This is a genomic window from Bradyrhizobium sp. T-1 (assembly GCF_053592855.1).
This window is the reverse complement of sequence record NZ_CM132115.1, coordinates 485,296-499,167: the sequence shown is the minus strand read 5'-3', so window position 1 is coordinate 499,167 and position 13,872 is coordinate 485,296. Positions and strand designations below refer to the sequence as shown.

Below are 13,872 nucleotides of genomic sequence, written 5' to 3'. Positions count from 1 at the left end.
GGACGGGATTATCGCTCCTCAAAGCATAGAAGGGGCGGATCAACAACCCGTCGACTTGGCGCAGTCCTTGGCGCTGCGGCGCTGGCAATTCGCGGAATCGGGACGATATAAGGTAGAACGCGCAATTGAATGAGGATCGAGTGACCCAAGCCAAGACACCTTCCCAGCCACCCGTCGCCCCGCGCCGGCCGCATTCCTTGACCCGGCACGGCATCACCGTGACCGACGACTATGCCTGGCTGAAGGACGCGAAATGGCAGGAGGTGCTGCGCGATCCCCAGGTGCTCGATCCCGATATCCGCAAATATCTGGACGAGGAGAACGGCTACACCGAGAGCCTGCTCGGCCACACCGCAAGCCTGCAGAAGACGCTGGTGCGCGAGATGCGCGGACGAATCAAGGAAGACGATTCCAGCGTACCGTCGCCGGACGGCCCGTTCGCGTATTTCCGCAAATTCCGCGAGGGCGGTCAGCATGAATTGTTCGGCCGCATGCCGCGCGACGGCGGCGACAGCCAGATCGTGCTCGACGGCGACGCGCTCGCCAAGGACCACAAATATTTCAAGTTCGGCGGCAGCCGCCACTCGGACGATCACAAGCTGCAGGCCTGGAGCGCCGACACCAAGGGCTCGGAGTATTTTACGATCCGCGTCCGCGACTGGGCGAGCGGTCAGGATCTCGACGACGTCGTCGAGGAGACCGACGGCGGCGTGGTCTGGAGCAAGGATGCGAAGTCCTTCTTCTATGTGAAGCTCGACGACAACCACCGGCCCATGCAAGTGTGGCGGCATCAGCTCGGCACCAGGCAGGCCGACGACACGCTCGTCTACGAGGAGCAGGATTCCGGCTGGTTCACCCATCTGCATGAGAGCACCAGCGGGCGCTTCTGCGTAATCGCCGGCGGCGATCACGAGACGAGCGAGCAGCGGCTGATCGATCTGGCCAACCCCGACACGCCACCGCGCCTGGTCGCGGCGCGCGAGGAAGGCGTGCAATATTCGCTCGCCGATCGCGGCGACGAGCTCTTCATCCTCACCAATGCCGATGATGCCATCGACTTCAAGATCGTCACCGCGCCGCTTTCTTCACCCGAGCGCAAGAACTGGCGCGACCTCATCCCGTATCGTCCCGGCATCTACATCATCGACCTCGATATCTATGCCGGCCATCTGGTGCGGCTGGAGCGCGCCAATGCGCTGCCGGCGATCGTGATCCGCGAGCTCGCTGGTGGAGAGGAGCACGCGATTGCCTTCGACGAAGCCGCCTATTCGCTCGATACGATGGGCTCCTACGAATTCGAGACGACGAATTTGCGCTTTGCCTATTCGTCGATGACGACGCCGTCGGAAGTCTACGACTACGACATGACGAAGCGGACACGCACCCTTCGCAAACGCCAGGAGATCCCGTCCGGCCACAACGCCACCGACTACGTCACCACCCGCATCATGGCGAAGGCGCAGGACGGCGCCGAGGTGCCGGTCTCGATCCTTTATCGCCGCGGGCTCAAGCTCGACGGCGCGGCGCCGCTGCTGCTCTACGGCTACGGCTCCTACGGCATGGCGATGCCGGCCTCGTTCAGCGCCAACCGGCTGTCACTGGTCGATCGCGGCTTCGTCTACGCCATCGCCCATATCCGTGGCGGCGCCGACAAGGGTTGGGGCTGGTATCTCGACGGCAAGCGCGAAAAGAAGACCAATTCGTTCGACGATTTTTCCGCCAGCGCGCGCGCGCTGATCGATGCGAAGTACACGAGCGCCAAGCGCATCGTCGGCCATGGCGGCTCGGCGGGCGGCATGCTGATGGGCGCGGTTGCGAACCGCGGCGGCGAATTGTTCGCCGGTATCGTTGCCGAAGTGCCGTTCGTCGACGTGCTCAACACCATGCTCGACGACACGCTGCCGCTGACGCCGCCGGAATGGCCCGAATGGGGCAACCCGATCGAGAGCGAGAAGGATTTTCGCACCATCCTGTCCTACTCGCCCTACGACAATGTCGCAGCGAAGGAATATCCGGCGATCCTGGCGATGGGCGGCTTGACCGATCCGCGCGTCACCTATTGGGAGCCCGCCAAATGGATCGCCCGCCTGCGCGCGACCATGACCGGCGGCGGCCCGGTCCTGCTTCGCACCAACATGGGCGCCGGCCATGGCGGCGCCTCGGGACGGTTTGACCGGCTCGATGAAGTCGCGATCGTGTACGCGTTTGCACTGTGGGCGACGGGGATGGCGCAGGCCTAGCCCGTAGGGACGGGGGCGCAGCTACCGTATCGACGCACGCAGTCCTTCGGCGTGCAGCGCCGTGGTTTCCCAGATATCGAAGCATGGTCGATTGAGGCGCCGACCGCAACTGCGCTTGGCGCCGATGGGCTGCGGCGGCAAGGCGACCGCTGGGGACGGCGCGTAGACCAGCCACGTTCCGTTCACGGTGCCGCTTACCACATAGTTCGGATTGGTGAGCGTGCCGGTCACGCGAAGCACATAAGTGCCTGCAGCACTCGTATTGCTGATCCCGAACGAGTTGGAGAGACCCGTCAACGCGCTGGCGGTATCGCTGTTCTGCAATCCGCCTGCGGACAGCCCCGGATTGCGCGACGCGAGGCCGTAGAACGAGAAGCCGCCAAGCGCCGTCACGACCACGGGCGCTGGATTGACCGTCCAGCTACCCGCATTGGTCCCGGCCAGGGTGTAATTGCTGTTGGTCAGCGCGCCCATCACGCTGAGCGTATAGGTGCCGGCATTGGTCATGTTGCTGACGGCGAACGAACTGGACAGCCCGGTCAGCAGGCTTACGGTCTCGCCATTCTGCAAGCCGGTTGCCGACAAGCCCGGATTGGATGGTGACGAACCGTAGGTCGAGGAGCCGCCGAGCGCGGTCACCGTCACCGGCGCCGGATTGACCGTCAGGGTCCCCGTGCTGCTGAACGCCAGTGCGTAGCTCGATGTCGTCGACAGCGAGCCCTGCGCGATCGTGATGGCATAGGGACCGCCGCTGACCGAGGCGCTTGCGGCCGATCCGCTCGAGGTCACCACAGGACTGCCCGTGAACACGGAGCTCGCGCTGTCGGTGGTAAAGGCGCCGCCGACGCCCTGATATCCTGAGACGCTGTAGCTTAATGCAACCGCAGAGGTCGCATCCGCGCCATATGTCTTGGTGGCGTTTGTCGACGTGAATGTCAGTGTCGGCTGGTAGGAAAACACGTATCGATTGCCCGTGGCGGTGACGTTGGCCGGCGGCAGCGTCGCGTAGGTCGCATTCCAGATCGCCGTGTTGGCGCTGTCCAGCCCGCCGAAAACATCCGAGCCGGGCGCGCTCGAATAGATCAACCACCGTCCGGATGTGGCGGTCACGGCGCTGCTGCCGACATGATTGATGAAGGCGCCGGTCGCGGAGAGGACCGGACTGATGGCGCTGACGGGCGATGCGAGGGTGAGATCGCCCGACGTTTGGATCGTCGCAGTGCCCGTCGCGGTGACGCCCGACGTTGCCGCGATCGATCCGATCGTGAGCGACGCGCCGTCAATCACGGCAACGCTGCCGGTGTTCGCCGCGAGGGTCGCGATGCTGTTTCCGCCGGCAGTAAGGATGAAGGTGCCGTTCGCGCCCGATAGCAGCAAACTCGCCGCGCTGATCGTGCCGGTCGCCTGCGTGAAAGTCCCGTTTTGCGAGAGGCTCAGCAGCCCGCTTGTCGAGGAGATCGATTCGTGCAGGTCGGTATCACCCGATGCAATCAGCGCCAGCGTGCCCGTGCCGTTGTTGGTGATCGAGCTCCCCCGGAGCCGCAGGGCGATGGCCGAGCTTGAGCTGCCCGACAGGCTCAGATTTCCGGTCGCCGCCGTCACGGTGGTTCCGCTGGCAAGGAAAAAGCCGTAGCCCGAGGTCGATGTTCCCGAGATCGACATCGTCCCCGATGTCGTCAGCGACGCCGAGGTCTTCACCTCGGTCCCATAACCGGACGTATTGGTGCCGCTGATCGAAAGCGAGCCGCCGCCGGTGTTGGCGAGCGAGCTCGTCCCGCTCCAGAGCACGCCGGCGCTGCCGGAATTGGCGGCGCCGGCATCGTTCGACGTTCCCAGGACCGTGAGAGCGCCACTGCCGGAATTGCTCACGATCGTTCCGGCGAAGCGCGTCCCGGTGGTCGATCCTGACCCGCCGGTCGCGCTCGACATTCCGTTGACCGTGACATTGCCGCTGGCGACGTTGAAGGTCACTGCCCCGAATTGCACACCCGTTGCCGTACTCGACGTTCCCGATATCGAGACCGTCCCCGATGTCGTCAGATTTGCATCATCCTGCACGCCGTTGCTGCTGGCGGATTGGCCGGTGATGGTGATCGAACCGCTGCCACTCGCGCTGAGGGCGCTGGCTGCGCTCGTGAAGCGGACACCGAGGCCGGAGGTCGAGCTTGTTCCGCTCAAGGTGCCCGTCCCGCTGCCGACATTGATCGTCGCCCCGTTGAGGGTGATGGCCGTCGTGCCGTCGGTCGTCGTACCGCTTGCCGTCAGGCTGCCACCCGATGTCGAGATTGCCGCATTGGCGATGCTCACGGCGCGGCCGGCATTGAGCGCGAGCGCTCCGCCATTGGTCGTCATGCCGGCATTGACGAGAATATCTCGTCCCGCAGTCAGGCTCACCGCATTGCCGCTGGCGCCACTCACCGCGGTCGCGACGGTGATGTCGCTGGTGCCGCTGGTGGTGATCGTGATGCTTGCCGATGCCAGCGCGGAAATGCCCGATATCCCCGAAACGGTGCCGATGGTCAGTCCCTGATTGTTGACCAAGGACACCCAGCCGACGCCGGTCGCCGCAATCGTGCCGACCAAATTGGCCTGCCCGAGCGAAAAGCTCCCGCCGCCGGACAGCAGGAGGCTGCCTGCGGTGATCGTTCCCCCCGACTGCGTCACCGCACTGGTGTCGCCGATCGCGAGAACGCCGGATGAGGAAGTGATGGTCGCAGCCAGATTGGTGCCGCCGGTGCCGTTGAACGTCAGCTTACCGCTGCCGCTGTTCGTGATCGTGTTGCCGCTCGACGACAGGTCGATCCCGAGAGATCCGGAACTGGTCGCGCCGCTGATCGTCAGATTGCCGCTCGACGCCGTCAGCGTGTTGCTGCCCTTCGCGGAAAATCCCGAACCGCTGGTCGAGCTGCCCGACAGCGTGACGGTACCGGACGTGGCCAGGCCCGTGCTGGTGTTCATCCTGATGCCGTTGAGGCTCCCACTGACGCCGCTCAGGGCAAGCGTTCCCGCACCCGAATTGGTCAGCGTCGTCGTCCCGGCATTGAACCAGACCCCGTTGGCCGAGGTGGAGGTGCCGCTCAAGGTCAGATTGCCCGAGCTGTCGGTGATCGTGTTGCCGCCGTTGACGTACAGCCCATAAGCCTGCGACGCAGAACCCGTGTTCGTGCCGGAGATCGAAACCGAGCCGGACGTCGTGAGATTGGTGTTCAGCGCCACGCCGTAATTGGTGACGGTCGTGCTCGAATTCCCGGTGATGGTGACCGAGCCCGCGCCGTTCGCCGAGAGCGTATTGGCGCCGGTGGTGAAAAAGACGCCCTTGCCGTTGGTCGCCGTGCCCGTCAGCGTGGCGGTGCCGGTCCCAACGCTGATGGCGGCGCCATTGAGCGTGATGCCGGTGGTGCCGTCGGTGGTGCTGCCGGTTACGGTCAGAGCGCCGCCTGACGTGTTGATGGTCGTATTGGTCATGGTGACGCCGCGGCCCGCATTCAGCGTCAGTGCACCGCCGTTCGTCGTGATGTTGGCGTTGACGACAATGTCCCGCGCCGACGTCAAGGTGAGCGAGTGGCCGCTGCTCCAGGTCACCGCATTGGCGACCGTGATATCACCGCTCTGTGCGCCCGCACTGCCGGTGTTCACCGTGACATTGGCCGTCGCCAGCGCAGCCTGCAATGTCGCCACGTTGAGAACGGAGCTGTTGCCCGACGGCGTGAAAGGCGTGCCGGCGGACATGTTGCTGTTGCCGCCGGACGATATCGTCACGTTATAGGGATCGAGCAGCAGGGTCCCGGTGATCCCACCGGCGGCGGTGACGTCGACATGTCCGTCGTAGCCGAGCACACCATGGCTGGAGACTTCGACCGCACCGCCTGCTCCCGACCCGGCAGCGGTCGCGGAGATCGTGCCGCGAAAATCGGTCACGGCATCGGACCAGATCACGACATTGCCGCCGGCGCCCGCACGTCCGTTGGCCGAGATGAGCGCGCCCTCGTCGATCGACGTCGTCGCCGCCGTCCGCACCGGCATGCTCACGAGCTTCGCGGCGGCGTCCGTGCCGCCGCGCATGTCTCCGCCGATCAGCACCGCGCCGCCGGTCGCACCATCGGCGGACACGCGCGCGGTCGACGTCAACGTCACCTTACGGCCGGTCGCGACGATGACGCCGCCCTTGCTCACCTTGTTGCCGTTGGCCGAGAGCCTGCCGGAGACGGTGACCGCACCGCCATCGCCGCCGTCGAGGATGATGTTTCCGCTGCGGCCCCTGACGCTCCGCGCCGTCACGCTCCCCGACACATTGATGACGTCGCGCAACAGCTGCTGCGCCGTCGCCGCCTTGATCTCGACGCGCCCGCCGGCCGACTTGATGCGGCCGGTGACATCGATCAGCGCCCGGCCGTTGGCGGCGGTCGCGCCGGTGGGAATTGCGACCTGAAGAAAACCCTCGCCGGTCGGATCGAGCGTCACCGCTTCGCCCGAGCCGAGCCCGACCCTGCCGAGCGGCACATTGATGGTGCCGCTGTTCGAAACGGTGCCGCCGATCAATCCAACGAAGGAGCCCGGAGCGGCCGAGATCACCCCGGCATTGCTGACCGCCGCGGACGCCCCCTTGCCGACGAAGCCGAGACGTCCGGCATTGAAGTCAGCCGTATCGATATCGAGCGTCGAGGCGACGAAGCCGCCGCCAACCTGGACCGTTCCGGTCGAGGTGATGGCAATGCCGTTCGGATTGACGAGAAAGACCTGACCGTTCGCATTGATCTGACCGGCGATGACCGAGGACGTCTGCCCCGTGACCCGGTTGAGCGTGGCCGAGCCGGCATTGGGCTGCACGAAATTGACGGCGCCGGTCTCCCCGACCGAGAACGCGTTCCAGTCGATCACCGACCGTAATGAGCTCTGCGTGATCGTGAGCGCATTGCCGGCAGCGTCGATCCTGGCCTGGCCCGAGACGACCTTTCCGCCCTGCGGCAGCAAGGCTTGCGCAAATGTTTGCGAACACCAGGCCATGGCCTGCGAGCAGACGAGCAGCGCCACCGCTCTTGCGCGATGCCTCCACAGCTGCGCCGTGGGACGACAGGCCGGCATCAATAGGCCACCGAGGCGATGGCGTTGGCGCGCCATCCAAGCCTTGTTCCCGGCAGGTCCGTGAATCCGCGCGCGGCCTCCAGTCCGAGCGAGGCCCCCGGCAGCACGCCGACGGCGTCGACGGCGCTGCGCAAGCCGGCGCCGACCGAGCCGGCATTGAATGCGGAACGTTCGACGACCGTCGCGTTTGCCAGCCAGCCGCGGCCGGCGGCACCGAAGACGTAAGGCGACAGCGTCGCGCGGACGGCGTCGAGCCGGAACGAACGGGACAATTCGCTGCGCAACGTCGCGCCCTGGTCGGCCGTCAGGGTGCCCGACGCAAAGGCCGAGACCGCGTCGGCGCCGTCGAGCGAGATCTGCTCCGAACGCAGCATCGGCTTGTCGAAGCTCGCCTGCCCGGAGCCGATCAAGTCCCAGCGAACGCCCCATAGCAGGGGCTGGGCCAGATGAAAGTTGGCCGTCACCTTGGTGAAATCCGGACTCGCGCCGAGCCGCGACAGAGGAATCCCGGATGACGCAACGTCAAGGACGTACCGGCCGCCAAGCCCGCCCGAGAACGTCATGCCGGCCTGGATGCCGGCGCCCCATGGCAGTGTGGTCGCATAGTCCGGGCCGAAGCGCGCGACGGCGTAACGGTCATGGCTCAGCATCACGCCGAAGGTCGGCGCGCTGATCTGCTGGTCGACATGCTCGATCGATGCGTTCGCGTAGAGCGATGATGCCCGCGTCAGGCTGATCGGCGCCCGCAGTCTGACGGCGACGCGCTCGAACGTGCCGAACGAGCCGACCACACCCGACGCCTCCGGCGTTCGCGTCGTCGAGTGCGTGTACTCCGGATTGACGGTCAACCCGTCGACGCCGACCGGGACGATCAAGCCTCCGCCATAGACGGCGAGCGGAGCTCGCCCCTGTGCTGCAGCTTCGAGGTTCGCGCCGAGGCCCGCCGAGCCGTAGACCTGCTCGCCCAATCCGAGCGCGCTGTTGAGGGCCAAGGTGCCGCGAAGCTGCCACGTACCGGATGAAGCCGGCAGTCGATCGTCGGCGCCCGCCGATGCCGAAACCAGTCGATGCGCGCCATCGAGGATCAGCTTAGTGCCACCCTCGCTATCGCCCCGCATCAGCGTGCTCCGAAGCGCGAGGCCCGGCAGGTCGCCCGCGATCAGCAGCGCCCGCTCGAGCTCGGCGAGCCGCAAATGCCTGCGGCCGACCAACTGCGCGGTTCGCGCCGCGACGACCGATCTGGCGCGCGACGGCACAGCGTCGACATTGATCGTCTCGATGAAGCCATCGATCACCAGGAGCTGCAACACTCCGCCATCGACGAGGCGCTGCGGCGGCACCGCGACACGCACGAGCGGATAGCCGGCCTCGTGATAAAGGCGCTCCAGTCCGGATGCGACGGCATAGATGTCCGTCACGCTGATCCGTCGGCCGCTCAGTCCCGTGGTCAGGGTCCTGCCGGCGGCGGCGACCTCAACGAACTCACCGCCAATCCGGACCTCGCGGAGCAGCACCGTCATGCTGCGATTGCCCGCCGGAGGCGCGGCGACCGACGCTCCCGGGAGAACTGTCGTCTGTTCACCCGTCAGAGCGGGCGGGCGCAAATCCTGCGGCGTAAGCTGACTTGGCGCAGTGACCTGCGCGCGGGCCCATCCAGCAAATGACCCGACGCCCAGTCCAGCGCAAATCGCCATGCGAAGACAGCCGCGGAGCATTCAAGACATCTCGAGCAATATTCATGGAAAAATCGCACCCGAGAACAACTTCAAGCGCGCACTTTAAAAGGTCGACCTGCGCGCGAAACTGCAGCGTTAACTTTAACAAAGCGTTGCGAATTGAGGATTGGATACCACTTCCTCGTGAGAAGGGTATGATGATGCAATCGCATCACGGCGCATGTCCGTAATCCCACGGACACGCGCCGCAATTCACGCGCTACACCGCGCCGTGGGCTTCCACATAAAGCGCGTAGATGGAGTGGCAGCTCGCCATGTAGAGGCGGTTGTTCTTGGGGCCGCCGAAGCAGAGATTTTCGCAGCGCTCCGGCAGCTTGATGAAGGCGAGCGGCTTGCCTTCGGGGTTGAACACCATCACGCCGTCGAGATCCTCCGGCCTGCCCTTGAGCTGGTAGACCTTGCGGCCGCCGACATCGGCCGGCTCGGACTGCAACGCGCCGTTCGAGCCCCAGCCGCACCAGAGATTGCCGTCGCGGTCGACGCGAAAACCGTCGAGCGAGCCCTGGTCGGCGGCATCGATCAGCTTGGTCTTGCCGCTGAGCGAACCGTCATCGCCGACATTGTAGCTCCAGATGCTGCGATTGGGCGTGCCCTTCCATTCGACGATGTAGAGCTTCTTCTCGTCCGGCGAGAAGGCGAGGCCGTTGGGATTGACGAGATCGGTGAGAACGGCGGAGAGCTTGCCGTCCTTGGCGATACGATAGACGTTGGTGGTGGCCTGCTCGGGCTTCTCCTTCTTGCCCTCCCATTCGCCATTGATGCCGAACAGCGGGTCGGTGAACCAGATGCTGTCGTCCGACTTCACCACGATGTCGTTCGGCGCGTTCAGCCGCTTGCCCTCGAACTTGTCGGCCAGCACGGTGATCTTGCCGTCCTTCTCGGTGCGGGTGATCCGGCGGGTGACGGAGTGCTCGCAAGTGACGAGGCGGCCCTGGCGATCGCGGGTATTGCCGTTGGCGTAATTGGCGTTGGCGCGAAACACGCTGGTCTGCCCGGTCTTCTCGTCGAATTTCATGATCCGGTTGTTGGGAATGTCGGAGAACAGGAGATAGCCGCCTTCCGGGAAATAGACCGGACCTTCAGCCCAGCGCATGCCGGTCGCGACTTGCTCGAGGGTCGAGGAATAGAGCCGGTACTTTGCGAAGCTCGGATCGAGGATCTGAACGGCGGGGTCCGGATAGCGTTGAGCCGGCGTGAACGGAAACGACTGGGCGCCGGCGACGCGGGCGAGAAGCGTCGAAGCCGCCGCCGCACCGGCGCCGGACAAGAGATTGCGTCGCGTGAAACTCATAAAAGTCCTCCCTGCTTGATAAAAGGCCGGCACTTGATGTGGCCGGCCTGATGCTTGAATCGTTTGTTTCTGGCGTGAACGGCCTTAGCGGCCGTTCTTCTTGCGCCATTCCGCGAAGTCGGTGAGCGTCTGCGGATCGGTGGCGGGATAGAGGCCAAAGATGCCGCGGCCCTTGCCGACTTCCTCGGCAACGAAGTCCTCGAACGCGGTCATCTCGAACGTTTCATTCGCGATCTCGTCGGCGAGATGCGCAGGGATGACGATCACGCCGTCGGCATCGCCCAGGATGACGTCGCCGGGAAACACCGGCGCATCGCCACAGCCGATGGGAACGTTGATCTCGATCGCCTGATGCAGCGTGAGATTGGTCGGCGCGCTCGGGCGATGGTGATAGGCGGGGATGCCGAGCTTGGCGATCTCGGCGGAATCGCGGAAGCCGCCGTCGGTGACGACACCGGCGACGCCGCGCTTCATCAACCGCGTCACCAGGATCGCGCCGGCCGAGGCCGCGCGTGCATCCTTGCGGCTGTCCATCACCAGCACGGCGCCGGGAGGACAATCCTCCACGGCCTTGCGCTGCGGATGCGAGCGGTCCTTGAAGACGTCAATCGTGTTGAGATCTTCACGCGCCGGCATATAGCGCAGCGTGAAGGCTTCACCGACCATGGTCGGCTGGTCCGCACCGAGCGGATGCACATCCTGGATCATCTGGATGCGCAGGCCGCGCTTGAACAAAGCGGTGGCGACAGTGGCGGTGGAGACGGATTTGAGCTTGGTACGGGTGGCTTCGGAAAGTTTTGTCATTGGTCGAACTCTCTCATGGTCGTCATTCCGGGGCACGCGAAGCGATGAGCCCGGAATCTCGAGGTTCCGGGTTCGATGCTTCACATCGCCCCGGAACGACGGTGGGTGAAACTAGTAAATCGACGGCTCGCCGATCGGCGCGCCGAAATCGGTCTCCAGGAAGTCGAAGTCGCAGCCGTCGTTGGCCTGCTTGATGTGCTTGGTGAACATCCAGCCATAGCCGCGCTCGAAGCGGCGCTCAGGCTGCTTCCAGGCGGCGCGGCGCTTGGCGAGCTCGGCCTCCGGGACGTCGAGATTGATGGTGCGCGCGGCGACGTCGAGCGTGATGCGGTCGCCGTTCTGCACCAGCGCCAGCGGGCCGCCGATATAGGACTCCGGCGAGACGTGCAGGATGCAGGCGCCGTAGCTGGTGCCGCTCATGCGCGCATCCGAGATGCGGACCATGTCGCGCACGCCCTGCTTCACGAGCTTGGTCGGGATCGGCAGCATGCCCCATTCCGGCATGCCCGGCCCACCCTGCGGGCCCGCATTGCGCAGGATGAGGATGTGATCCTCGGTGACGTCGAGATTGGGATCGTCGACCGCCTTCTTCATCGCGGGATAGTCGTCGAACACCAGCGCCGGCCCGGTATGCTTGAGGAAGCGCGGCGCGCAGGCAGACGGTTTGATGACGCAGCCGTCGGGAGCGAGATTGCCCTTGAGCACGGCGAGCGCGCCTTCCTTGTAGATGGGATTGTCAACGCCGCGAATGACATCGGCATTGTGCACTTCAGCGCCGTCGATATTTTCGCCGAGCGTCTTGCCGGTCACGGTGATGCAGTCGAGATGCAGATGGTCCTTGATCTGGCCCATCAGCGCCGGCAGGCCGCCGGCATAGAAGAAGTCTTCCATCAGATAGGTATCGCCACTCGGGCGCACATTGGCGATCACGGGCACCTTGCGGCTCGCGATCTCGAAATCGTCGAGCCCGATGTCCTGTCCGGCGCGCCGGGCCTGTGCGATCAGATGGATGATCGCGTTGGTCGAGCAGCCCATCGCCATCGCGACCGCGATGGCGTTCTCGAAGGCTTTTCGGGTCTGGATCGTCTTCGGCGTCAAATCCTCCCACACCATCTCGACGATGCGCCGACCACATTCGCTGGCCATGCGGATGTGGTTGGCATCCGCAGCCGGGATCGAGGAGGCGCCAGGCAGCGTCATGCCGATCGCCTCCGCAATCGCGGTCATGGTCGAAGCGGTGCCCATGGTCATGCAGGTGCCGTAGCTGCGGGCAATGCCGGCTTCGATGTCGAGCCAGTCCTTGTCGGAGATCTTGCCGGCGCGGCGTTCGTCCCAATATTTCCAGCCGTCGGAGCCGGAGCCGAGCGTCTTGCCCTTCCAATTGCCGCGCAGCATCGGACCCGCCGGCAGATAGATCGCCGGAATGTTCATCGAGGTTGCGCCCAAGAGCAGCGCCGGCGTGGTCTTGTCGCAGCCGCCCATCAGCACCACGCCATCAACGGGATGGCTGCGCAACAGCTCCTCGGCCTCCATGGCAAGGAGGTTGCGATAGAGCATGGTGGTCGGCTTGAGAAGCGATTCCGACAGCGACAGCGCCGGCAATTCCACCGGCAGACCGCCGGCCATCAGGATGCCGCGCTTGACGTCGTCGACGCGCGACTTGAAATGCATGTGGCAGGGCTGCGCGTCCGACCAGGTGTTGATGATCGCGATGCACGGCCGATCCTTCCACTCCTCAGGGGCGTAGCCCATCTGCATGGCGCGAGAGCGGTGGCCGAACGAGCGGAGGTCATCGGGCGCAAACCAGCGCGCGCTGCGGAGCTGGTCGGGTGTTTTCTTCTTGGTCATGATTGGGTGCCCCATTTCTGGACGGTGTTCCGCTCGATGGCGCGGAAGATCAGGTTCTCGACAAAGAGCCCGATGATAATCACCGTCAAGAGACCAGCGAACACTGCGGGTATGTCGAGCAGGTTGCGGTTCTCGAAGATGAACCAGCCGAGCCCGCCCTGCCCCGAGGACACGCCGAACACCAGCTCGGCCGCGATCAGCGTGCGCCACGCAAAGGCCCAGCCGATCTTGAGGCCGGTGAGGATTGAGCCGAAGGCGGCGGGGATCAGGATTTTTGCCACATAGGGCAATCCGCGCAGGCCGTAATTGCGGCCGACCATACGCAGCGTGTTGGAGACGCTCTTGAAGCCGGAATGGGTGTTGAGCGCGACCGGCCACAACACTGAATGGATCAGCACGAAAACAAGACTGCCATTGCCGAGCCCGAACCAGATCAGCGCAAGCGGCAGCAGCGCGATCGCCGGCAGCGGGTTGAACATCGCCGTCACCGTTTCGAGGAAGTCGGTGCCGATCCGGGTGGAGATCGCGAGCACGGTGAAGATCGCGGCGAGCACGATGCCGGCCGAATAGCCCATGAACAGGACTTTTAGCGAGGTCCAGGCCCGCAGCGGAATCGTGCCGTCCTTGACGCGCTCGAACAGCGTCAGAATCGTATCGTGCAGGGTCGGAAACAGCAGGGGATTGTCGAGATAGACGCCGTAGGCTTCCCACACAGCGGCCAGGAACAGGATAATGACGCTCTTGCGGACGAAGCCGTCGTTCCAGAGCAGCTCGGCCACGCTCAGCTTGCGCTCGACCTCGCTCGCACCGGTCGCCGCAGCAACCGGCGTGTCGCGCAGTAGAATTCTTGCTTCGCCCATGAGCGGCTCCC

General features: G+C 64.8%; 7 protein-coding genes. 1 reads left to right on the top strand and 6 read right to left on the bottom strand.

Annotated elements, in window-relative coordinates; all coding sequences use genetic code 11:
• The first annotated feature begins 140 nt into the window (after window positions 1-140).
• A complete protein-coding gene (locus ACWAT4_RS02380) occupies window positions 141-2,240 on the top strand; it encodes a S9 family peptidase (protein WP_449729716.1) in 2,100 nt (699 codons plus the stop codon).
• A 21-nt stretch (window positions 2,241-2,261) separates the two neighbouring features.
• Here ACWAT4_RS02380 and ACWAT4_RS02375 read toward each other — a convergent pair whose 3' ends face one another.
• The 6 genes from ACWAT4_RS02375 to ACWAT4_RS02350 all read right to left on the bottom strand — a co-directional run bounded on the left by ACWAT4_RS02375 (window position 2,262) and on the right by ACWAT4_RS02350 (window position 13,861).
• A complete protein-coding gene (locus ACWAT4_RS02375) occupies window positions 2,262-7,358 on the bottom strand; it encodes a beta strand repeat-containing protein (protein WP_449729715.1) in 5,097 nt (1,698 codons plus the stop codon).
• The gene (locus ACWAT4_RS02370; protein ID WP_449729714.1) at window positions 7,322-8,842 is read right to left on the bottom strand and encodes a ShlB/FhaC/HecB family hemolysin secretion/activation protein; all 1,521 of its coding nucleotides are present in this window, start codon (window positions 8,840-8,842) and stop codon (window positions 7,322-7,324) included. Before ACWAT4_RS02370 ends, ACWAT4_RS02375 begins: the two co-directional genes overlap by 37 nt.
• A 415-nt stretch (window positions 8,843-9,257) precedes the next feature.
• Window positions 9,258-10,349 carry an SMP-30/gluconolactonase/LRE family protein gene (locus tag ACWAT4_RS02365; protein WP_449729713.1) on the bottom strand — a complete coding sequence of 364 codons (1,092 nt, stop codon included), beginning with the start codon at window positions 10,347-10,349 and terminating at the stop codon, window positions 9,258-9,260.
• 84 nt (window positions 10,350-10,433) lie between these two features.
• A complete protein-coding gene (locus ACWAT4_RS02360; protein ID WP_212303678.1) occupies window positions 10,434-11,153 on the bottom strand; it encodes a ribonuclease activity regulator RraA in 720 nt (239 codons plus the stop codon).
• Between the two features lie 111 nt (window positions 11,154-11,264).
• On the bottom strand, window positions 11,265-13,001 hold the full coding sequence (araD, locus tag ACWAT4_RS02355) for an L-arabinonate dehydratase (RefSeq protein WP_449729712.1): 1,737 nt from the start codon (window positions 12,999-13,001) through the stop codon (window positions 11,265-11,267).
• On the bottom strand, window positions 12,998-13,861 hold the full coding sequence (locus tag ACWAT4_RS02350) for an ABC transporter permease (protein ID WP_212303680.1): 864 nt from the start codon (window positions 13,859-13,861) through the stop codon (window positions 12,998-13,000). The genes araD and ACWAT4_RS02350 overlap by 4 nt, the downstream gene beginning before the upstream one ends.
• Between the last annotated feature and the right edge of the window lie 11 nt (window positions 13,862-13,872).